This is a genomic window from Streptomyces sp. NPDC087844 (assembly GCF_044742785.1).
Classification (GTDB): domain Bacteria; phylum Actinomycetota; class Actinomycetes; order Streptomycetales; family Streptomycetaceae; genus Streptomyces.
Map to the genome: position 1 here is coordinate 135,616 of NZ_JBIUVD010000003.1, position 21,181 is coordinate 156,796.

The 21,181-nt window shown below is 70.1% G+C and carries 22 protein-coding genes; 4 read left to right on the forward strand and 18 right to left on the reverse strand.

The window, feature by feature from the left end:
• Positions 1 to 58: 58 nt before the first annotated feature.
• The 5 genes from ACIOKD_RS07490 to ACIOKD_RS07510 form a co-directional block, all read right to left on the reverse strand.
• Entirely contained in the window at positions 59 to 1,042 is a 984-nt protein-coding gene (locus ACIOKD_RS07490) for an Lrp/AsnC family transcriptional regulator (RefSeq protein ID WP_402079570.1), read from the reverse strand.
• A 261-nt stretch (positions 1,043 to 1,303) separates the two neighbouring features.
• Positions 1,304 to 2,947, reverse strand: coding sequence for a DHA2 family efflux MFS transporter permease subunit (locus ACIOKD_RS07495; protein WP_402079573.1), 1,644 nt, complete (start codon positions 2,945 to 2,947; stop codon positions 1,304 to 1,306).
• Between the two features lie 202 nt (positions 2,948 to 3,149).
• Complete coding sequence (locus tag ACIOKD_RS07500) at positions 3,150 to 3,851, reverse strand: antibiotic biosynthesis monooxygenase family protein (protein ID WP_402079576.1); 702 nt, start codon at positions 3,849 to 3,851, stop codon at positions 3,150 to 3,152.
• Positions 3,852 to 4,035: 184 nt separating this feature from the next.
• Complete coding sequence (locus ACIOKD_RS07505; protein WP_402079579.1) at positions 4,036 to 4,500, reverse strand: DUF3618 domain-containing protein; 465 nt, start codon at positions 4,498 to 4,500, stop codon at positions 4,036 to 4,038.
• On the reverse strand, positions 4,497 to 4,910 hold the full coding sequence (locus ACIOKD_RS07510; RefSeq protein ID WP_402079582.1) for a phage holin family protein: 414 nt from the start codon (positions 4,908 to 4,910) through the stop codon (positions 4,497 to 4,499). Before ACIOKD_RS07510 ends, ACIOKD_RS07505 begins: the two co-directional genes overlap by 4 nt.
• Before the next feature lie 213 nt (positions 4,911 to 5,123).
• On the opposite strand from ACIOKD_RS07510, the gene dapA reads away from it, so the two are divergent.
• Positions 5,124 to 6,056 carry a 4-hydroxy-tetrahydrodipicolinate synthase gene (dapA, locus tag ACIOKD_RS07515; protein ID WP_402079585.1) on the forward strand — a complete coding sequence of 311 codons (933 nt, stop codon included), beginning with the start codon at positions 5,124 to 5,126 and terminating at the stop codon, positions 6,054 to 6,056.
• 15 nt (positions 6,057 to 6,071) lie between these two features.
• Here the strand turns inward: dapA and ACIOKD_RS07520 are convergent, their stop codons facing one another.
• The 5 genes from ACIOKD_RS07520 to ACIOKD_RS07540 all read right to left on the reverse strand — a co-directional run bounded on the left by ACIOKD_RS07520 (position 6,072) and on the right by ACIOKD_RS07540 (position 10,058).
• Complete coding sequence (locus ACIOKD_RS07520; RefSeq protein WP_402079587.1) at positions 6,072 to 7,286, reverse strand: WD40 repeat domain-containing protein; 1,215 nt, start codon at positions 7,284 to 7,286, stop codon at positions 6,072 to 6,074.
• Complete coding sequence (locus tag ACIOKD_RS07525) at positions 7,283 to 7,864, reverse strand: SigE family RNA polymerase sigma factor (RefSeq protein WP_402080653.1); 582 nt, start codon at positions 7,862 to 7,864, stop codon at positions 7,283 to 7,285. The genes ACIOKD_RS07520 and ACIOKD_RS07525 overlap by 4 nt, the downstream gene beginning before the upstream one ends.
• A 287-nt stretch (positions 7,865 to 8,151) precedes the next feature.
• A complete protein-coding gene (dapD, locus tag ACIOKD_RS07530; protein WP_402079590.1) occupies positions 8,152 to 9,144 on the reverse strand; it encodes a 2,3,4,5-tetrahydropyridine-2,6-dicarboxylate N-succinyltransferase in 993 nt (330 codons plus the stop codon).
• A 54-nt stretch (positions 9,145 to 9,198) separates the two neighbouring features.
• Positions 9,199 to 9,738, reverse strand: a complete 540-nt coding sequence (locus ACIOKD_RS07535; protein WP_402079593.1) for a TetR/AcrR family transcriptional regulator — start codon at positions 9,736 to 9,738, stop codon at positions 9,199 to 9,201.
• Positions 9,738 to 10,058, reverse strand: a complete 321-nt coding sequence (locus ACIOKD_RS07540) for a DMT family transporter (protein ID WP_402079596.1) — start codon at positions 10,056 to 10,058, stop codon at positions 9,738 to 9,740. Before ACIOKD_RS07540 ends, ACIOKD_RS07535 begins: the two co-directional genes overlap by 1 nt.
• Positions 10,059 to 10,274: 216 nt before the next feature.
• Here ACIOKD_RS07540 and ACIOKD_RS07545 point away from each other — a divergent pair, with 216 nt between their 5' ends.
• Together ACIOKD_RS07545 and ACIOKD_RS07550 are read left to right on the forward strand one after the other, a co-directional pair.
• Entirely contained in the window at positions 10,275 to 12,041 is a 1,767-nt protein-coding gene (locus ACIOKD_RS07545; RefSeq protein WP_402079598.1) for a hypothetical protein, read from the forward strand.
• A 466-nt stretch (positions 12,042 to 12,507) separates the two neighbouring features.
• Positions 12,508 to 13,371 carry an AbfB domain-containing protein gene (locus ACIOKD_RS07550; protein WP_402079601.1) on the forward strand — a complete coding sequence of 288 codons (864 nt, stop codon included), beginning with the start codon at positions 12,508 to 12,510 and terminating at the stop codon, positions 13,369 to 13,371.
• A 95-nt stretch (positions 13,372 to 13,466) separates the two neighbouring features.
• Here the strand turns inward: ACIOKD_RS07550 and ACIOKD_RS07555 are convergent, their stop codons facing one another.
• The 8 genes from ACIOKD_RS07555 to ACIOKD_RS07590 form a co-directional block, all read right to left on the reverse strand.
• Positions 13,467 to 13,799, reverse strand: a complete 333-nt coding sequence (locus ACIOKD_RS07555; RefSeq protein ID WP_107017666.1) for a metal-sulfur cluster assembly factor — start codon at positions 13,797 to 13,799, stop codon at positions 13,467 to 13,469.
• Positions 13,796 to 14,263: a Fe-S cluster assembly sulfur transfer protein SufU gene (sufU, locus tag ACIOKD_RS07560; protein WP_402079604.1), complete on the reverse strand. Its 468-nt coding sequence runs from the start codon at positions 14,261 to 14,263 to the stop codon at positions 13,796 to 13,798. Before sufU ends, ACIOKD_RS07555 begins: the two co-directional genes overlap by 4 nt.
• A gap of 15 nt (positions 14,264 to 14,278) precedes the next feature.
• On the reverse strand, positions 14,279 to 15,535 hold the full coding sequence (locus tag ACIOKD_RS07565; protein WP_402079607.1) for a cysteine desulfurase: 1,257 nt from the start codon (positions 15,533 to 15,535) through the stop codon (positions 14,279 to 14,281).
• The gene (gene sufC / locus ACIOKD_RS07570) at positions 15,532 to 16,323 is read right to left on the reverse strand and encodes a Fe-S cluster assembly ATPase SufC (RefSeq protein ID WP_402079610.1); all 792 of its coding nucleotides are present in this window, start codon (positions 16,321 to 16,323) and stop codon (positions 15,532 to 15,534) included. The genes ACIOKD_RS07565 and sufC overlap by 4 nt, the downstream gene beginning before the upstream one ends.
• Positions 16,324 to 16,330: 7 nt before the next feature.
• Positions 16,331 to 16,666 (reverse strand): non-heme iron oxygenase ferredoxin subunit, encoded by a 336-nt coding sequence (locus tag ACIOKD_RS07575; RefSeq protein WP_362074509.1) that lies wholly within the window; start codon positions 16,664 to 16,666, stop codon positions 16,331 to 16,333.
• Positions 16,666 to 17,844 carry a Fe-S cluster assembly protein SufD gene (sufD, locus tag ACIOKD_RS07580; protein WP_402079613.1) on the reverse strand — a complete coding sequence of 393 codons (1,179 nt, stop codon included), beginning with the start codon at positions 17,842 to 17,844 and terminating at the stop codon, positions 16,666 to 16,668. The genes ACIOKD_RS07575 and sufD overlap by 1 nt, the downstream gene beginning before the upstream one ends.
• Positions 17,845 to 17,910: 66 nt before the next feature.
• A complete protein-coding gene (sufB, locus tag ACIOKD_RS07585) occupies positions 17,911 to 19,335 on the reverse strand; it encodes a Fe-S cluster assembly protein SufB (protein WP_402079616.1) in 1,425 nt (474 codons plus the stop codon).
• Entirely contained in the window at positions 19,332 to 20,135 is an 804-nt protein-coding gene (locus tag ACIOKD_RS07590) for a helix-turn-helix transcriptional regulator (protein ID WP_402079619.1), read from the reverse strand. The genes sufB and ACIOKD_RS07590 overlap by 4 nt, the downstream gene beginning before the upstream one ends.
• A gap of 160 nt (positions 20,136 to 20,295) precedes the next feature.
• Here ACIOKD_RS07590 and ACIOKD_RS07595 point away from each other — a divergent pair, with 160 nt between their 5' ends.
• Positions 20,296 to 21,159: an aminoglycoside N(3)-acetyltransferase gene (locus tag ACIOKD_RS07595; RefSeq protein ID WP_402079621.1), complete on the forward strand. Its 864-nt coding sequence runs from the start codon at positions 20,296 to 20,298 to the stop codon at positions 21,157 to 21,159.
• Positions 21,160 to 21,181: the final 22 nt, after the last annotated feature.

Below are 21,181 nucleotides of genomic sequence, written 5' to 3' on the forward strand. Positions count from 1 at the left end.
CGGCCCCGATGTCAGGGGGGCCGGGCCCGGTCGTGTCCGGAGGCGGGACGGCGGGCTGTCAGCGGCCGGGTTCATAGGTGAGCTGTTTGATCCGGCGCAGGGTGAGGACGGTCTCCACGGCCTGGACCCCTTCGAGGACCCCGATCCGCTCGTTCAGGTACGTGTACAGGGCGCCGGTGTCGCGGCAGAGGACGGCGGCGACGATGTTGGCCCGGCCGGTGACCGCCGCGGCGAAGCCGACCTCGGGATGCCCCGCCAGAGCGCGCCCGACCTCGGCGAGGGCGGAGGGAGCCACCGTGAGCCAGAGCATCGCGTCGATGGAGTGCCCCAGGAACTGGCGGTCGTTCTGTACGTCGAAGTAGAGGACTCCGCAGGCGCGCAGTCGGTCCAGGCGCCGTTTGACCGCCGACTCCGTCTGCCCGGTGCTCGTCCGGAGTTCGGTGAGCGGGGTCCTGCCGTCGCGCCGGAGCACGGCGAGCAGCGCCTCGTCCTGCGCGTCCAGGGTGACGGGAGCGGCGGGCGTCCCGACGGGCGGCGGGGTCAGGGCGGCCTCCTCGTCGGGATCGAGGGCCCGCAGTTTGTTGAGCCAGCCGAGCGGGCCGCCGTAGTAGGAGTGCAGCAGGCAGTGCGCGCTGACCGAGATGACGCGCGGAGTGCGCGGCAGCCGGTCGAAGAGCAGCTCGTCCCGTTCCTGACTCGATCGCGGCTTCATCGCGCACATCAACTCGGTGCCCCCCGAGAACAGCCCGATGTACGAGGTGTCGGGGCGCCGGGCCAGTGCGGCGGCCAGTTGTTCCGCCGCGTCGGGCGTGCAGCGCAGCCGGACGACCCAGCTCTGCCTGCCGAGCCGGCTCTCGTCGGTCATGCCGAGCACGCGCAGGCCCGCCGTGGTGCGCAGCCGCCGGTAGCGCCGCGCGACGGTCTGGTCGGAGACGCCGAGCACCTCCGCGAGACGGCTGAACGGCGCACGGCCGTCCAGCTGGAGCGCCTGCAGCAGTTTCAGGTCGAGACGGTCGAGAGGGTCGGTCGTGCGGGACTCCACGGGCGCGCTTCCGCTCTTCTCGACGAGGGCCGGCACGGACGGCGGACTGAGGGCTGAGGGCTGAGGACGGGGGACTTCCGACGGCGGGCTTCGGACGATCATCGTATCCAGGACCCGAGGAGGGCGCCCGTGCGCCGGGGCGGGCGTCCGTGCGCCGTGCGGAGGAGCAGTGAGGCCCGGACCCAGGAGTGTGTTCCTGGGTCCGGGCCTCGCACCGGCGCCCATCCCGTCCCCACGGAGGGCACCCGGTAAGACGCCGGATCACCGCCGCGGGTTCATCCCCACCGGCGATCGGGTTCCGGTTTCGGCGCCCGAGCCGGCTCCGGCCCCGGAGTCGGCCCCGGAGTCGGCCCCGGAGCCGGTCACCGGCACCGTCGTCCGGCGGGGGCCGCGCAGCAGGACGGCCGCGACCGCGGCGGCGAGCAGTGTCAGCAGCGCGGAGACGATCAGACACAGGTGGAGGCCGTCGAGGAAGGCCTCGGACAGCGCCCCCAGGGCGCGCCCCTGGGCCGGGCCCAGGTCCATCCCCGCGACCGCGCCCAGTCCTCCCTCGTCCACGGCCGAGACGACACTCTGCCGCTGAGCGCTCGTCAGGCCCGCCTCCGTGAGGTGCCCGGACAGGGAGTCGGTGGCCCGGCTGGTGAGCAGGGCGCCCAGGACGGCGGGGCCGAGGGCGCCGCCGACCTGCCGGAAGGCGTTGTTCCCGGCGGCGGCCATGCCCGCCAGGTGGTGCGGTACGGAGGCGACCGCGGTGGCGGTCATGGGCGTGATGACCAGTCCCATGCCGAGGCCGAGCAGCGCCAGCCGCCAGACCAGTGACAGGTACGAGGTGTCGGCGTCGATCGTGGTAAGGGACAGCAGGGAGCCCGCGCTGACGAGCAGGCCGCCGGTGATCAGGAGACGTGCCGGCACCCGGTGCATCAGGCGGCCGACCGGCGCTCCCACCAGGATGGCCATGAGGCTGACCGTCACCAGTCGGGCGCCCGCCTCCAGGGTGCTGAGCTGCTGGACCATGCCGAAGTAGAGGCTGAGGGCGAAGAAGAACCCGATCAGGCCCATGAAGCTGATCATGGCGACCAGGGTGGTGGCGCTGAAGGCCGCGCTGCGGAACAGCTTCAGGTCCAGCATCGGGCTGTCGCTGCGCCGCTCCACCAGCACGAAGGCGACACCGGCGACGACGGCCGTGAACAGGGCCACCAGCACCTTGGCGTCCGTGAAGGACTCGGCACCGCCCTCGATGACTCCGTAGACGAGCGCGGTGATCGCCAGGGCGGCGGTGAGCTGGCCGGGCCAGTCCAGTCTGCGCGAGCCGGCGGCGCGGGAGTCGGTCAGCAGCCGGGCCGCGAAGACCATGGCGACGAGCGAGGCCGGCACCGCCAGCAGGTAGATCCACCGCCAGGCGAAGTGTTCCAGGACGAGCCCGGCGATGATCGGTCCGAGGGCCAGGGCCGACAGCAGGGACATCGCCCACAGGCCGATGAACTTGCCCCGCTCCCGGGGGTCGGGGACGACATGGCTGATCAGCGCCAGGGTGGTGGGCAGCAGCGCCGCGGCCCCGACACCCGCGAGGGCCTGGCCTGTCCAGAGGACCTCGATCGACTGGGCGGACAGGGCCGTGGCCGCTCCCGCGGCACAGAAGGCCAGGCCCGCCTGGAAGACCTTCTTACGGCCGTGGACGTCACCGACGACCCCGGCGGTGAGAATGAGGGCGGCCATGGGCAGCACGTACGCGTCCGACACCCAGGCCAGTTGGGCGGTCGACGCGTGCATCGCCCGCTGGATGGCCGGCAGGCTCACCGAGACGGTGGTCACCGGCAGATAGGCGACGAACACGCCCACACAGGCCATGACGAGCGTGGCCGCCCGCCGGCCCTGCGAGACGCTCGCGGTAGTTGTGACGTTCACGGAACTCTCCCCCTCGCGGCGCCACACGCCGCAGTCTGCTGTTACCGCGCCCACTTTCGGCCGCAGCGCCGAAGCGAGGCCAGCCACGGCCCCGGTATCCCGGAAATCCGACATCGAGGCCGCGTTCGAGAAGGATTTCCGAGACACCGACCGAGCGACCCGTCGGTCGATCCCCACGCTCCGGGCGGCGATCGCACGGGGCTCACCCGGGCACGAGCCCCAGGGCATAGGTGTAACGGCTGACCGTGGACCGCTTCAGTCCGGGGTACGTCCGCACGCGCTCCCACTGCGGCGTGCGTGACCCCACTCCGCCACCGGGCCGGGCCATCGCCTCCCTATGGGCCTCCGCGCTCTCCCACTCGGCGTAGTTGAGGACCTTCGTGCCGTCGGTGCTCAGGTGGAAGTGGGCGGAGATCCCGCCGGGATGCGGGTTCGGCTCGCTCTCCAGGGCCTCGAACACCGCGTCCACCCAGGCCCGCTGCCGCTCGGGATCCGCCCCTTCGAACTCGATCTCGACGATCACGACGCAACCGGGCACCCGCGTCTCCGCGGGCCGGACAGCGCTGCGACCGCGCCGGTACCGGTCGAGTCCGACCCGCTCGATGCCGGGCACGGCCACGTCGATCTCGTCCACCCGCTCCTGCCGGTGGACCTTGACGAAAGCCTCGTAGTCCTGCTCGCTCCGCCACTGCGACTGGTGCAGCAGGGTGCTGCCGTCGTTCCCGGTGTGCACGTAGTACCCGAGCAGCCCCTCGGCCGGCCACGGCCGTTTCTGCCAGGTGGCGGCGATCGACTCGACCGTCGCCCGCTGCCGCTCGGGGGTGCCCACCCGCCAGGTGCTGAAGAACGGGGCTCCGGCCTCGGGACGGGCCGGTTCGGGGTGCACATCGGTACGACGGGTCATCACAACCTCCGGTGATCGCTGCTCAACGCCTGCGACACCCACCCTCCGACCTCGACCTGACTTCAGGTCAAGCCCGTGCGGGTCCCCTCCGTTCGACCCGAGCCCGTTCGACGCGACGAGCGGCGGAGCCGGGTGATCCGGCCCCGCCGCTCGCTGTGATCCCTCCGCGCCCGCGCCCGCCCGCTCAGCGGTGGCCGTTGTGACGCCGCCGCAGCAGCCCGGCCGCGACCACCACTCCGGCCCCGGCGATCAGTACGGGCTTGGGGTTGCGCAGTCCGGCCTGGACGACGGCGGTCGCGGCGTTGCGCACCGGCTGAGGTACGCGTTCCTGGACCACGTGGCCGGCCAGGGCCGCCTTCTCCTGCACCACGTGCCCGGCCTCGGTGGCCTTCTCCTGCACGACGTGGCCGGCCTGTACCGCCTTGCCCTGGACGGTGTGACCGGCCTCGGACGCCTTGTCCTTCAGCTCGGCACCCCGGGCCTTCGCCCGGCCCTTCACATCGGCCTTCGCCGCCAGCTCTTCCACGGTGTCGCCGAGCTGACTACGGGTCTCCTCGATCTGGCGCCTCAGTTCGTCCGGCCCCTCGGCCCCGGCGGCGGGCTTGTCCGAGGCCCCGCCGATCTCGACCGGATCATTCGTGTCCTTCATCGGTGCGCCCTTTCCTTGATCTCGTCGACGTCGGCCCGAACGCTGTCGAGTGTCTCCTCGGGCACCGGAGGGGTGGCGCGGCCGAGTTGCGTACGGCCGGTCTTCGCCAGTACGGCCGCGACCACGAAGAGCACGGCTGTGACGATGAGTGCCGCCGCCCACACGGGCAGCACCAGCGAGAGTGCGGCGGCGCCGGTCGCCGAAAGGGCCATCAGCCCCACGTAGGCGACGGCACCGGCCGCGCCGAGCAGTCCGCCGCCGCGCCCCGCGCGCCGCCCCTTCTCGGTCAGCTCCTGTTTGGCGAGCCGCACTTCCTGTCGTACGAGTTCGGAAAGCTGTTCTGTGGCCTGCCCGACGAGTTCACCCACCGAGTGCTGCTCGTCCGGCCGCCGGTCCGTGGTCCCGGTCATGGCGTTCCGCCTCCTTTCGTCCGGGGGGACCGCCCGGGTACCCGGCTGAGCCGTCACTACCCCTTGTACGCGGCGAGGACCGTCACTTCGAGGAGTAAGGCAGCCCGGTGCCCGGCCGGGCACCGGACCCGAACCCACCCAGTAGCACCCCTTACCGATAACCCGTAGAAGAATTAAGTGGAGCTTCCAGGTCGGCGGACCGAAACTACTCCCATGACCACGACCCCACCGCCACTCCTCCGCCCTCGCTCCCAACCCCGGCCCCGCCCCTTCGGCCGCGCCCTGTGCGCGATGGTCACACCCTTCACCGGGGAGGGACTGCTCGACCTGGACGGCGCCCAGCGGCTGGCCGAGCGACTGGTCGCCGAGGGCTGCGACGGACTCGTCCTGTCCGGGACCACCGGGGAGTCGCCGACCCTGACGGACGCCGAGAGGTCCGCGCTGGTGCGGGCGGTGGCCGAGGCAGTCGGAGACCGCGCCTCGGTCGTCGCGGGCATCGGGACCGCCGACACCCGTCACTCCGTCGCGCTCGCCCTGGAGGCCGAGAAGGCGGGCGCGGACGGCCTGTTGGCCGTCACGCCCTACTACAGCAGGCCTCCGCAGGACGCCGTCGAGGCACACTTCCGGGCGATCGCGGACGCCTGCGGACTACCGCTCGCGCTGTACGACATCCCGGGCCGCACCGGGACCCGTATCGAGCCGGAGACGATGCTGCGGCTCGCGGAGCACCCGCGGATCGTGGCGGTGAAGGACTGCGCCTACGACCTGCTGGGTACGCAGAAGGTGTTGGCCAGGGCGGAGCTGGCGTACTACACGGGCTGCGACGAATACGTACTCGCCCTGTACGCGATCGGCGGTGCCGGATACGTCAGCACGGTGGCGAATGTGACACCACGTCACTTCCGGTCGATCATCGACGCGTTCGACAGGGGCGAGACGGACGAGGCGGCCCGCCTGCAGCGACTCGGCATCGCGCTCACCGAGTCGATGATGGCCTCCGGGCTGCCCGGCGCGGTGACGACGAAGGCGCTGCTGGGCGCGCTGGGCCTGCCGGCCGGTCCGGTGAGGGCGCCGCTGCGGTCCGCCGGCCGGGAGACGACCGACGGACTGCTGACCGAGTACGAACGCCTGATGGCCGCCACCTGATGGGCCGCCGCCTGATCAGCGTTCGGCGAAGACCGGCTCCCAGCGCCCGCCCGCGCCGTCGTTCCCCTGGCGGAAACCGCTCAGCGGAACGGTCTTCTTGTTGCCGATCGTCACGAGGACGAGCCGGTTGTGGAACTCGTTCGTGCCAGGCGTGATGTCCCAGGCGATGAGCCGCTTGTTGTCGACCCAGGCAAGCAGTTGCTGACCGGGGATCTTGAAGAGCCTCTTGCCGGTGCGGGGATCGTTGATCTCGGAGGCGGTGGTCCTGGCGCCGCCCGCGAAGTCGCCCGCGGCGAGCTTGCCGTTGGGCGACAGTCCGGCCTGGACGAACCAGTGCAGGTACTTCTCGTTCGCAGGCTTGCCGACCTCCTTGCCCGCGAAGTCGTAGTACTGCGTCTGAGGCTCCGAGGTGAGTCCGGAGTAGACCAGCTTGCCGTCCTCGCTGAAGGCGAAGTCCTGGCGGACGTTGAGGTCCTCCTCGTGGCCCGTGACCCTGCTCCAGGAGCCGTCGCCCGAGTCGACGTCGAGAACGTAGAAGCCGGTCCGGTCCGACTGGCCGAACCGCGTCTCCCAGTCGTTCTTCTTGCCGTCCCCGTCGCTGTCGTAGTCCGCCCGGAACCGCAGGTCGGGGTTCTTGCTGTACGTCGTCGCGAGGAGCTTGGTGCCGTCGGGCGAGAAGCCGACACCCGCGACGGCACGGTCGACGGTGATCCAGCGCTCGACCTCGCCGGTGAGCAGGTCGAGCAGTCCGATCCGCTTGGTGGGCAGGCCCTTCTCCAGGACGGCGGCGGTGCGCATGCCGGGGGCGACGTCGAGGAAGGACCACTTGGTGGTCTTCACGTACTTGCCGGTCTTCTGGTCGAGGAGGCTGTAGGTGCGCCGGTAGACGCCCCGATCCGGGGTCTCCTTGACCGTGCGGGTCGTGTAGTAGGCGGCCATCGCGGTGTCGCCCGCCGCGATGAGGTCGCGCGGCGGTGTCTGGTCCGGGTGGGCGATGATGTCGCTCCGGTTCATCTGGCTGGCGAGCCGCGGCTCGTCCTCGCCGTTCAGGACCGGCACCCCCACTCCGACGGCGACCGCGACCGCCACGGCCACCGCGGCGCCGGCCAGCCTGCGGGTCCGGCGGCGCCGCCGGACGGCGAGGACACGGCTGCCGAAGTCGGGCGGCGGGGCCGTGGCCTGCGAGGCCTGCTCGTTCAGGGCGTCGCGTACGAGCTGATCCATGTTCACGGACGAACCTCCACGGGCGAGAAGTCGCGGGAAGGGCTCTGTTCGGCGTCGGCCGGACCGAGTGCGGTCAGCTCCGGCGCCAGCACGCGCAGTCTGGCGAGCGAGCGGTGTGTCGTGGACCGCACGGTTCCGACCGAGCAGCCGAGGATCCGGGCCACGTCGGCCTCCGGCAGGTCCTCGAAGTACCGCAGGACGAGCACGGTCCGCTGCCGGGCGGTGAGCCGCGCCAGCGCTCCGCGCATCAGGATCCGCAGCTCGGTCGCTGCGGCGGCGTCCGCCCCGCCCGTAGTCCCGCCCGTCGCTCCGTCCGTCGTCTCGGGCGGCTCGGCGACGGTCAGCTCCCGCCGGCGCCACTTCAGCCGCCACCGGCTCACCTGCTGCCGGTACAGGATCTGACGTACGTACGCCTCCGGCTCGTCGATCCGGTGCCATCGTCCGGCGGCCTTGATCAACGCGTTCTGCAACAGGTCCTCGGCCGCGTGGCGGTCGCCGCCGCTGAGCAGCACGGCGGTCCTCAGCAGCGCCGTCGACCTGTTCTCCACGAACTCTCTGAACGCCTCGTGCCCCTGGGCATCCATCGTCACCGTCTCTTCCCCGCGGGCGTCTCCCCCGCTCCCACCTGAACTGACGCCTCGACCGGACCCCCGCTATGCCTCGGCGGACAGGTTTCCTCACCACCGTCGCAAACTGCGGGTGCATGGGGGCCGCCCGAGCAGTTCCCTGCGCACAGGGGCGCGGGGAACTGCGCGACAAGCCCCCACCGGACCCGCACACGCACCCTCACCTGCATCCGCACCCGCACACGACGAACGCCCTCCCGCACAGCGTCAGCGGAAAGGCGCTCGCGTCAAAGCCCCGGCACAACTCAGTTGTGACTGTGCAGAATCTCGTTCAGCCCGCCCCACACCGCGTTGTTCGGCCGAGCCTCGACCTTCCCCGTGACCGAGTTCCGCCGGAACAGGATGTTCGAGGCCCCGGACAGCTCACGGGCCTTGACGATCTGCCCGTCGGGCATCGTCACCCGCGTACCGGCGGTGACGTACAGCCCGGCCTCGACCACGCACTCGTCACCGAGGGCGATACCGACCCCCGCCTCCGCTCCGATGAGGCACCGCTCGCCGATGGTGATGCGGACGTTGCCGCCCCCCGACAGCGTGCCCATGGTGGAGGCGCCGCCGCCGATGTCCGTGCCGTCACCGACCACGACACCGGCGGAGATGCGGCCCTCGACCATCGACGTGCCGAGCGTGCCGGCGTTGAAGTTCACGAAGCCCTCGTGCATGACCGTGGTGCCCTCGGCGAGGTGCGCGCCCAGACGGACCCGGTCGGCGTCGGCGATACGGACACCCTTGGGCGCCACGTAGTCCGTCATGCGCGGGAACTTGTCGATGGACGTCACGGCCAGGTGCAGCCCCTCGGCACGGGCGTTCAGCCGGACCTTCTCCACGTCGTCCACGGCCACCGGTCCGAGCGAGGTCCAGGCGACGTTGGCGAGGTGGGCGAAGAGACCGTCCAGGCTCTGCCCGTGCGGCTTCACCAGCCGGTGCGAGAGCAGGTGCAGACGCAGGTACGCGTCGTGCGCGTCGACCGGCTTCTCGTCGAGCGAGGCGATGACCGTGCGGACCGCGACCACCTCGACGCCCCGGCGGGCGTCCGGGCCGATCGCTTTCACGGCACCTTCGCCGAGCAGTTCCACCGCGCGTTCGACGGGCAGCCGCTCGGAGCCGGAGGGGCCGGGTTCGGCGACCAGTTCGGGGGCCGGGAACCACGTGTCGAGAACGGTGCCGTCGGTGGCGATCGTGGCGAGTCCGGCGGCGACGGCGCCGGTGGTGGTGCGTGTAGCAGTCGTGTCGGTCATGACAGAAACCTAACTTGGCCGACCCTGCCCGAGCCAACCAGCGCACTCGCCGTCTCAGGTACCGACCACCCGCGCCAGCACCTCCCTCGCGTACTCCTCGTCGTACGGCTCCCCCGTCAGCAGCACCTGGAGACAGATGCCGTCGATCAGCGCGACCAGCGCCCGCGCGGTCACCGGGTCGCTGCGGCGGGCGAGAAGGTCGGCGAAGTCCCGGCCGCACTCGTCGGCGACGGGCCGAAGCACGGGCCGGCGCAGGGCGGCGAGGTAGAGCTCGTACTCCACCTCCACTCCCGTACGGTCGTCCGCGAGCCATTCGCCGACGAGTCCGGCGAGTTCGGCGGCGAGGTCGGTGTCGAAGTCCCGCAGGGCCTCGCGCGCGGCGACCGACTTCGCGAAGCCCTCGTTCGCCTGGCGCAACGCGGCGACCAGCAGTTCGTCGAGGGTCTTGAAGTGGTACGTCGTCGAGCCGAGCGGCACATCGGCCTCGGCCGCCACCGAGCGGTGGCTCAGCCCCGCGATGCCCTTGGCCGCCACGACCCGGATCGCCGCGTCGATGATCCGCTGCCGCCGCTCGGGGTCGTACCGCCTGGCCATCAGTGCGCCCCGCCCAGGTTCAGCACCACGACCCCGCCGATGATCAGCGCGATGCCGGCGCACTTGGCCAAGCTGAGCCCCTCCCCGAGGAACACCGCCCCGATCACCACGATGGCCGCCGTACCGAGCCCGGCCCAGATCGCGTACGCCGTGCCGACGGACACCGTCCTGAGCGTCTGCGCGAGCAGCAGGAAGGCGACGACGTAGCCGAGGGCGGTCAGCAAGGAGGGCCAGAGTCTGCTGAAACCGTCGCTGTACTTCATGGCGGTCGTGGCGGCCACTTCCGCGGCGATGGCTCCGGCAAGCAGCACATATCCCATGCGTACGAGTGTACGCATCGATGCGTACGCCCGTACACAACACCGGGCCGGCCCGCGGCACGCCTGTGGAAATGTGCGCGGCACGCACCCCTCGTTCGCTCATTTCCCCTATGGCAGACGGAAGTTACCGGTAGGTACTGTGCGGCACTCGGCACTCGGCACTCCGGACCACCGGCGCCGAGCCGCCTCCCTTCACTCCTTCCGATGGAGAGAATCATGAGCACAGGAGTCCCCCCTCGCCGTGCCCGATGGCCGCGCCCGCTCCTCGCGGGAGCGCTCGCCGTGGCCGCACTGACCGCGGCCCCCTCGGCCGGCGGAGCACCCGCCGACGGAACACCGGCCGCCGCCGGCACGGCCCGCACCGAGACACCGGTGTCCTCCGCCTCCCCCGTCACGGGCATCACCGAGACCCAGGTCTCCCTGCGGATCCCGCTGCCCGCCTCCGCGGGGAGCCACCCGGCCCGCTGCGACCGGCTGTCGTACCTGCGCTACCGCTCCTCCGACGGGCCGTCGCAATCCGCCGAAGCCGACCGGGTCCTGGTCGCCCAGCCCGGCATCCTGGAGGGCGCGGGCGCCTTCGACAGCGTGGCCCGCAACACGGTGCGGGCGGCGGCCGACCAGGGCGAGCACATCGAGTTCTGGGCCCTGGACCGGCGCTCCAACTGCCTGGAGGACAACGCCGGTGTCGCGACGGGCAGCGTGAGCCGGGCAGTCGGCTACTACTACGAGGGCCAGAAGATCGACGGGCGTGCCTTCGACGGCTTCCTCACCAGCGACCAGGTGGGCTGGCTCGGTGAGATCGGCCTGGAGCAGACCGTCCGGGACCAGTACGACCTGCTGACCGCCGAACTGCCCGACCAGAAGCTGCGCAAGGAGAAGGTGCTGTGCGGCGGGCACTCGCTCGGTGGGGTGCTCACCGGCGTCTTCTCCACCTGGGACTTCGACGGGAACAGCGCGACGAAGGCGGACGCGGGCTTCAACCAGTGCGCGGGCTACTTCGCCCTGGACACCACGATCGCCGTCGACCTCGACGACCTGAACGGCGGTTCGGGCACCCTCAACGGTGATCTGCTGCCCAAGGGCACGGTCCCGGAGACGGGCCTCGGCTACACCGTCGTACAGGCCGGTCTGCGCTCCGGGGTCCTGCCCCGCTTCCTGGCGCTGCCCGCGGTGATCAACCCGGAGATCATGAACGTCCTCGCGATCAGCGGCCTCGCCGCGCGCACCGCGCCCGGCACACAGTCCACGCTGCAGAGCGACCTGCCCGCGAACGACAACATCGAGACGACGACCCGCACGATGTTCTCGAAGAACGCGGCCGTTTTCCTGAGCGGCGAACCGACGATCCGCGACTTCCGGCTCACCAACGAGGCCGTCCTCGGCGCCTTCATGGACGACAACTCGGCCCCGCTGTCCTTCATCCAGACCAGCGTGGGCCTCTTCGACGGCGGGCGCCTCGCCGACAAGGACTTCCCCGTCTCGAACGACGTCCAGGGCTCCCCCGCCCTGTTCGGTACGGAGCTGAAGGCGATCCCGGACGAACCGGGCGGCCCCCTCTACACCTGGCGCGACTTCGACCGGGTGGGCGCGCCGGACGACCCGGTGCACCGCTCGGCCGACGGTACGCCGTTCACCACGGCCGCCAAGGAGGTCTCGGACATCGGGGAACTGGCCCGCAGCCTCTCCGAGCAGCCGCTGGACTTCACCGAGGACTACTTCCCGACGAAGCTCGTCACGGATCTCTCCCTGGTGGACGACGCGCGGATCGCCCGGCACATGGCGCACCCCGAGGGCCCGACCGCCCGTCCGGCGATCACCTTCGTCGCCGGTGACGGCATCCTGGCGGACCGCGTTCCGGCGGAGAAGAATCCCGTCGTGCTCCCCGGCTACCAGCATCTGGACGTCCTCACGGCGGCCCCGGTCCAGAACGACGGGAGCCGCGAACGGATCGCCACTCTCCTGTCCGCCTTCGGAAGGCGTTAGGGCGTTTCTTTTGGATCAGCCCGGGTCCGCGGCGCCCGGCACGGCACCTCGCGGCGTTGTCGCACGACCCGAGTACGTCCAGTACGTCCTGTGCCCTGTGCCCTGTGCCCTGAGAGGAAATCTTCCGGCCGCACCGGAAACTGCCCCTTCGGCGCCCGGCTTCCCCTCGGGCGCCGAAACCCCCTTCTCAGGGCCCTGATCTCAAATCCTTAGGCCTTGAACTGTCCGTCCCGGCCACCGAGTCCGAAGGCCGCGGCCAACTCGGCGACCAGCCCCGCCGGTTCGGACGGAAACCGCTCTCAGGAACGCTTACTCGACCCGCACAAGTTCCACTAATGTTCCCCTCGTCGCGCACACGGACCGCCCTGCCATGGCCGTCCCGTGTGCCCGCGGCCTCCGCATCCTCATGTGCCACGACCAATGACCGAACCGCGTCCGCCATCGGCGACGCCGGGGGGAACCGCGCATGCCCGAAAGAAACACCGAGTCCGCTCCCGACCCGTCCCCCCACCTCCCGCAGGTGTGGGAGACCGGCGAGAGCCTGGACCAGTCCCCCATACCCGGGACACGCAGGCTCTGGCTGGCCGGAGCGCTGCTGCTGGCGGTTCTCGCCTCCGCGGTGACCGCGGTGACCGTGCTGGACGAGGACAGGGGGACCGCACCGAAGGACCGGACGGAGAACACCTCCGCACAGGACGAGCCGCTGGTGGCCGCTCCGCCCGTCGCCGCCACCGCTCCCAGCGGGAAGAGCGGACTGGCCGCCCCCTCGCCCTCAGGGAGTTCCCCGGACGGCTCCGCGTCGCCCGCGGAGCAGCAGGGCGGCGCCGACCCCGTACCGAAGCCGTCGGCGTCGGCGTCGAAGCCCGCGTCCGGCGACAAGCCTCCGGTGTCCAAGCCCTCGTCCGCGCGGAAGTCCGTCCAGGCGGTCAACTACCCCGACCGCTACTGGCATCTCGGTCACGACTCCGTGCGGCTCGACCGGGTGGACTCGCGCAGTTCCTCCCGGACCAGGCAGGAGGCCTCCTTCAAGCTCGTCCCGGGCCTCGCCGACGCGGGCTGTGTCTCCTTCTCGCTGGGCGACGGCCGCTATCTGCGGCACGCGCAGTTCCGGCTGCGCGCCGACCGCCACGACGGCTCGGAGCTCTTCGAGAAGGACGCCACGTTCTGCCCGCGCCCGTCGGCGTTCTCGGACGCCGTCATGCTGGAGTCGGTCAACTACCGCGGCCGCTTCCTGCGCCACAGCGACTTCCGGCTCCGCCTCGATCCGTACGACAGCAGCCGTCTCTATCAGGCCGACTCGGCGTTCCGTCTGGTCAAGGGCCTGGGCTGAGCCTGGGCTGAGCCGCACAGCACCCAGCCGGCGCACCACGCACGCGGCCCCCGGCGCAATCGCCGAGGGCCGCACGCATACGTGAAGAAACGTGCTCAGACGTTGAAGCCCAGCGCCCGAAGCTGGTCACGGCCGTCGTCCGTGATCTTGTCCGGGCCCCACGGCGGCATCCACACCCAGTTGATGCGGAGCTCGTTCACGATGCCGTCCGTGGCGGACTTGGCCTGGTCCTCGATGACGTCGGTGAGCGGACACGCCGCCGACGTCAGGGTCATGTCGATCGTCGCGATGTTCGCGTCGTCGATGTGGATCCCGTAGATCAGTCCGAGGTTGACGACGTCGATGCCCAGCTCGGGGTCGACGACGTCGTACAGCGCCTCGCGGACTTCTTCCTCGGAGGCCGGTTTCATCTCGATGGTCTCGCTCATGCCGTCTTCCTCTCGGCGCCGGCCTCGCTCAGGGCCTGGGCCGTCGCGTCCTTCCAGGCCATCCAGCTCAGCAGCGCGCACTTCACACGGGCGGGGTACTTGGAGACCCCGGCGAACGCGACCGCGTCCTCCAGGACCTCCTGCATCGCGTCGTCCGGCTCGATACGCCCCTTGGACTGCATCAGCTCCAGGAAGGTCTCCTGGATCTTCTGCGCCTCGGCCAGCTCCCGGCCCACGAGCAGCTCGTTCAGCACGGAGGCGGAGGCCTGGCTGATGGAGCAGCCCTGGCCCTCGTACGAGACGTCACTGATCGTCGTGCCGTCGTACTTCACGCGCAGGGTGATCTCGTCGCCGCACGTCGGGTTGACGTGGTGCACCTCGGCGTCGCCGTCCCGCAGACCGCGCCCGTGGGGGTGCTTGTAGTGGTCCAGGATGACTTCCTGGTACATCGAATCAAGCCTCACGACTCAGCCAGCTCCTCAGCCGAAGAAGTTCCGTACGTGCTCCAGGCCGTCGACCAGTGCGTCGATCTCGGTCGGCGTGGAGTACAGATAGAACGACGCTCGTGTGGTCGCAGGAATTCCGTACCGCAGGCAGACCGGCCGTGCGCAGTGGTGTCCGACCCGGACCGCGATGCCCTGTTCGTCGAGAACCTGGCCCACGTCGTGCGGGTGGATGTCACCCAGCGTGAACGAGATCGCCGCCCCGCGGTCCTCGGCGGTCGTCGGGCCGATGATGCGCAGGCCCGGGACCTCGGCGAACCGCTTCACCGCGTACTCGGTGAGCGCGTGCTCATGGGCGAGGATCTTGTCCATGCCGATCGCGCTCAGATAGTCGATGGCCGCACCGAGACCGACCGCCTGGGCGATCGGCGGGGTGCCCGCCTCGAACTTGTGCGGGGCGGGAGCGTACGTCGACGAGTGCATCGACACCGTCTCGATCATCTCGCCGCCGCCCAGGAACGGGGGCAGGTCCTCCAGCAGCTCCTGGCGGCCCCAGAGAACGCCGATGCCGGTCGGGCCGCACATCTTGTGGCCGGTGAAGGCCACGAAGTCGGCCTGCAGGGCCTGTACGTCCAGCGGCATGTGCGGGGCGGCCTGGGAGGCGTCGATGCAGACCAGCGCGCCGACCTCCTGCGCACGGCGCACTATCGCCTCGACCGGGTTGACCGTGCCCAGGATGTTCGACACCAGCACGAAGGAGACGATCTTCGTCTTCTCCGTGATGATCTCGTCGATGTTGGACAGGTCGAGCCGGCCGTCGTCGGTCAGGCCGAACCACTTCAGCTTCGCGCCCGTGCGCTGCGCGAGCAGCTGCCACGGGACGATGTTGGAGTGGTGCTCCATCTCCGTGATGACGATCTCGGTCTCGTGGTCGACCCGGTAGGGCTCGTCCGCCCAGCCGAGCATGTTGGCCACGAGGTTGAGCGACTCGGAGGCGTTCTTGGTGAAGATCACCTCGTTGCGGCTCGGCGCGTTGATGAACGCGGCGACCTTGTCGCGCGCGCCCTCGTACAGCGCCGTGGCCTCCTCCGCGAGCACATGCACACCGCGGTGGACGTTGGCGTTGTAGTTCTCGTAGTAGCCACTGAGTGCGTCCAGCACCTGGCGCGGCTTCTGCGAGGTCGCCGCGTTGTCCAGGTACACGAGCTTCTTACCGTCGTGGACCCGGCGGTCCAGGATGGGGAAGTCCTTGCGGATCGCCTCGGTGTCGAGGAGGCCCGACAGCTGTGTCACGCTACATCCTCCTGCGAGTTCCCTCCGGTCACGGGTCCACCCTTCACATACTTGTCGTAGCCCTCGGACTCAAGCTGGTCCGCGAGCTCGGCGCCACCGGACTCGGCGATGCGGCCGTTCGCGAACACGTGCACGTGGTCGGGCTTGATGTAGCGCAGGATGCGCGTGTAGTGCGTGATCAGCAGGGTGCCGACCTCGCCGCTCTCACGGACGCGGTTGACGCCCTCGGACACGACGCGCAGGGCGTCGACGTCCAGACCGGAGTCGGTCTCGTCGAGGATCGCGATCTTCGGCCTGAGCAGCTCCAGCTGAAGGATCTCGTGGCGCTTCTTCTCGCCGCCGGAGAAGCCCTCGTTCACGTTGCGCTCGGCGAAGGCCGGGTCCATGTTCAGCCGCTGCATGGCCTCCTTGACCTCCTTGACCCACAGGCGGAGCTTGGGGGCCTCGCCGCGGATCGCGGTGGCGGAGGTGCGCAGGAAGTTGGAGACGGAGACACCGGGCACCTCGACCGGGTACTGCATCGCCAGGAACAGGCCCGCGCGGGCGCGCTCGTCGACGGACATCTCCAGGACGTCCTCGCCGTCGAGGGTGACGGTGCCGCCGGTGATCGTGTACTTCGGGTGTCCCGCGAGCGAGTAGGCGAGAGTCGACTTGCCGGAGCCGTTCGGGCCCATGATGGCGTGCGTCTCGCCCTGCTTCACGGTGAGGTCGACGCCCTTGAGGATCTCCTTCGTGGCGTTGTCGGCCTCGACGGTGACGTGCAGGTCGTGGATTTCAAGCGTAGCCATGGGTTCCTCAGGACTCCTGGGTGAGGGAGACGAGCACGTCGTCCCCTTCGATCTTTACGGGGTATACGGGGACGGGGCGCGTCGCGGGAAGGCCGGACGGCTTGCCGGTTCTGAGGTCGAACGCGGAGCCGTGCAGCCAGCACTCGATCTGACAGTCCTCCACCTCGCCCTCGGAGAGCGAGACGTTCGCGTGCGAGCAGATGTCGTTGATCGCGAACACCTCCCCCTCGGTACGGACCACGGAGACCGGCGTGCCGTCGAGTTCCACCCGTTTCGGGGTGTCCTCCTCCAGCTCGCTCAGCCCACAGGCCCGAAGGAATTGAGCACGGTCGGCGGCAGTCATCAGACGGACGCCTCCAGCTCCTCGTCGATCCTGGCGAGAAGGCGTTCCTGGATGTCCGGGACGCGGATCTGCTGGACCAGCTCGGCGAAGAAGCCGCGGACCACCAGACGGCGGGCGTCGTCGGCCGGGATACCGCGGGCCATCAGGTAGAAGAGCTGCTCGTCGTCGAAGCGGCCGGTCGCCGAGGCGTGTCCGGCGCCGACGATCTCGCCGGTCTCGATCTCCAGGTTCGGTACGGAGTCGACCCGGGCGCCGTCGGTCAGAACCAGGTTGCGGTTCATCTCGTAGGTGTCCGTGCCCTCGGCGGTGGCCTCGATGAGGACGTCGCCGATCCACACCGCGTGGGCGCCCTCGCCCTGGAGCGCGCCCTTGTAGGCGACGTTCGACTTGCAGTGCGGGGTGCTGTGGTCGACCAGGAGGCGGTGCTCCTGGTGCTGGCCGGCGTCCGTGAAGTACAGGCCGAACAGCTCGGCCTCGCCGCCGGGTCCCGCGTAGGCGACCCGCGGGTGGAGGCGTACGAGGTCGCCGCCGAAGGTGACCACGAAGGACTTGAAGGTGGCGTCGCGGCCGATCAGCGCGTTGTGCTGGCCGACGTGGACGGCCTTGTCGTCCCAGTCCTGGACGGAGACGACGGTGAGCTTGGCGCCGTCGCCGACGATGTAGTCGACGTTGGCGGCGAGCACCGCGTCACCGGTGTGGTCGATGACGACGACGGCCTCGGCGAAGGCCCCCAGCTCGATGACCTGGTGGCCGTAGGCGACACCGCCCGCGCCGTGCACGGCGATGCGGATCGGCTCGGTGAGGACCGTCTCCTTGGGGACGGTGACGACACCGGCCTTCTCGAACGCCGAGTAGGCCTGGGCGGCGACGCGGTCGACCGGGGTCGCCCGGCCGAGCCGCTCGTCGTCGCGGCCCACGGTCTCGACGGTGACGCCCTCGGGCGCTTCGATGCCGACCTTGACGCCGTCGCCGGTGGCGACCGCGGTGCCGTCGTGCAGCCCGCGCAGCCGCTCCAGCGGCGTGAACCGCCATTCCTCCTCACGGCCGTGGGGGACGGGGAAGTCCGCCACGTCGAAGGACGGGGGCGCGCTCATGCGCGTGGCGACGGTCGACTCGGCGGCGACCGCGATCTGGCCGGCGGTGGTTGATCCCACCGGGATGTTCTGAGCCTCAGCCATGGCTGTCGGTCTGCTCTCTTCCTACGTCTACGTCAGAAATCTGGCGACTGCTCCGGAGGGCGGGTCCTAACCGACCGCGCCTTCCATCTGCAGTTCGATCAGCCGGTTGAGCTCCAGGGCGTACTCCATGGGCAGCTCCTTCGCGATGGGCTCCACGAAGCCACGCACGATCATGGCCATCGCCTCGAACTCGGAGAGGCCGCGGCTCATCAGGTAGAAGAGCTGGTCGTCGGAGACCTTGGAGACGGTCGCCTCGTGGCCCATGGACACGTCGTCCTCGCGGACGTCCACGTAGGGGTACGTGTCCGAGCGGGAGATGGTGTCGACGAGCAGCGCGTCGCACAGCACGTTCGACTTCGAGCCGTGGGCGCCCTCGCCGATCTCGACGAGACCGCGGTAGGACGTACGGCCGCCGCCGCGTGCCACGGACTTCGACACGATGTTGGAGGACGTGTTCGGCGCCATGTGGACCATCTTGGAGCCGGCGTCCTGGTGCTGGCCCTCGCCCGCGAAGGCGATGGAGAGGGTCTCGCCCTTGGCGTGCTCGCCCATCAGGTAGACGGCCGGGTACTTCATGGTGACCTTGGAGCCGATGTTGCCGTCGATCCACTCCATGGTCGCGCCCTCGTACGCCACGGCGCGCTTGGTGACCAGGTTGTAGACGTTGTTCGACCAGTTCTGGATGGTCGTGTAACGGCAGCGGCCACCCTTCTTGACGATGATCTCGACGACCGCGGAGTGCAGCGAGTCCGACTTGTAGATCGGGGCGGTGCAGCCCTCGACGTAGTGCACGTAGGCACCCTCGTCGACGATGATCAGGGTCCGCTCGAACTGGCCCATGTTCTCCGTGTTGATGCGGAAGTAGGCCTGGAGCGGGATCTCGACGTGCACGCCCTTCGGCACGTAGATGAACGAGCCGCCGGACCACACCGCGGAGTTCAGCGACGCGAACTTGTTGTCGCCGACCGGGATGACGGTGCCGAAGTACTCCTTGAAGAGCTCCGGGTGCTCCTTCAGCGCGGTGTCGGTGTCCATGAAGATGACACCCTGCGCCTCCAGCTCCTCGTTGATCTGGTGGTAGACGACCTCGGACTCGTACTGGGCCGCGACACCGGCGACGAGGCGCTGCTTCTCCGCCTCGGGGATGCCGAGCCTGTCGTACGTGTTCTTGATGTCCTCGGGGAGGTCCTCCCAGGACTGCGCCTGCTTCTCCGTGGAGCGCACGAAGTACTTGATGTTGTCGAAGTCGATCCCCGAGAGGTCCGAGCCCCAGTTCGGCATGGGCTTCTTGCCGAACAGACGCAGGCCCTTGAGACGGAGGTTGGTCATCCACTCCGGCTCGTTCTTCTTGGCGGAGATGTCCCGGACGACGTGTTCGTTGATACCGCGCTTGGCAGAGGCACCAGCCACGTCGGAGTCGGCCCAGCCGTATTCGTAGTTGCCCAACCCATCAAGCTCGGGGTGGGCGGTCTCCTCGATGGGGAGCGTCATGCGGGGTTCCTCCCGGCGGTACGTGCGGATGCGTTGTCAGTGCTCTTGGAATCAGTGGTCTTGGAAGGCGTGGGAACTGGTGGAGCCTTGGAGATCTTCGGGGCGTGGGAAATCTTGGGGATGAAGGTCGTGCAGACGCCGTCGCCGTGGGCGATGGTCGCCAGCCGCTGCACGTGCGTACCCAGCAGTTGCGAGAAGAACTCGGTCTCCGCCTCGCACAGCTGCGGAAACTGCTCGGCGACATGGGCGACCGGGCAGTGGTGCTGGCAGAGCTGCTCACCGACCGGTGCGCTGCGCGCCGTAGCAGCGTACCCGTCCGCGCTCAGGGCCTTGGCCAGGGCTTCGGCGCGTTTCTCGGGCGCGGCGGACTCGACGGCCTCGCGGTACGCGCCGGCCTGGGCGGCCATCCGGGCGCGGGCGAAGGCGACGAGCGCCCCCTCCCCGCCCTCGCGCTCGGCGATCCAGCGCAGGGCGTCCGCGGCGAGCTTGTCGTAGGACTGGTCGAAGGCGTCCCGGCCGCAGTCGGTCAGGGCGAACACCTTGGCGGGCCGTCCGCGCGTACGAGCGCCGTAGACCCGCTGTTCGCGGGGCTCCACGACATCGTCGGAGGCCAGGGCGTCGAGGTGGCGGCGGACAGCCGCCTGGGTCAGACCCAGCCGTCCGGCGAGATCGGCCACGGTCGACGGGCCGTGGTCCAGGATGGACCGCGCGACCCGGTTGCGCGTGGAGCGCTCCCCGGTCGCGAGTTCCTCCTGAGGGGCCCCCGTGGGGGTCTCCTGAGCCTCGCCGACGTATTTCACAACACCATTGTTGCGTAATTCCTCAGAGAGTGACAAGCCGTGCCCGCCCCCGATGGGGTGCGGTGCATCACTTAGGTGAACCTAATCTGACCTGCGGGAACGATCTTTGATCGATCAATTCGGTGGCCTGGACCGGGGTCGTCGGCAAGACTGGCGAACCATGCCGACACCCCCTCCCACCGGCCCTCTTGTGACGCGCGCCACCCTCGCCGCGGACCTGCGCGCACTGGGCGTACGCCCCGGCGAGACGCTCCTCGTACACGCGTCGCTGCGTTCCCTCGGATGGGTCAACGGCGGCGCGGTCGCCGTCGTCCAGGGACTGCTCGACGCACTCGGTCCCGACGGCACGCTCGTGGTCCCCACCCAGTCCGGCCACCTCTCCGACCCGGCCCTGTGGAGCAACCCGCCCGTGCCCGAGGAGTGGTGGCCGGTGATCCGCGACACGATGCCCGCGTACGACCCGCTCGTGACGCCCTCGCGCGGGGTGGGCGTGGTCCCGGAGACCGTGCGCTCCTGGCCCGGCGCCCTGCGCAGCGCGCATCCTCAGACCTCCTTCGCGGCCGTCGGCCCGGCCGCGGCGGCGATCGTCGAGCAACACGCGCCGGACTGCCGGCTGGGCGAGCGCAGCCCGCTGGCGCGGCTGGAGGAGAGGGGCGCGCGGGTCCTGCTGCTGGGCACGGGCTACGACACCTGCACCTGCTTCCACCTGGCCGAGTACCGCATACCCGCGCCCCGCGTGCAGGTGGGACGGCCCGTCCGTACGCCGCGTGGGCCCCGCTGGGAGATCGTCACGGAGGTCGCGATCAGCTCGGAGGAGTTCGACACCCTGGGCGCCGACTTCGAGCGGGACCGTCCGGTCGTACGGGGCCGGGTGGGCACGGCCGGCGTACGGCTGTTCCCCCTGGTCGACGCCGTCGCCTACGCCCAGCGGTGGCTCGCTGTGCACCGTTCGCGCGAGGAGTGGATCACGAACGACGTGCCTCTCTCGCGCGCCGTCCCGCGCGCTCTCCCGCGCCGCTCGTGACGCGCCCCGCCCTCATGCGCCC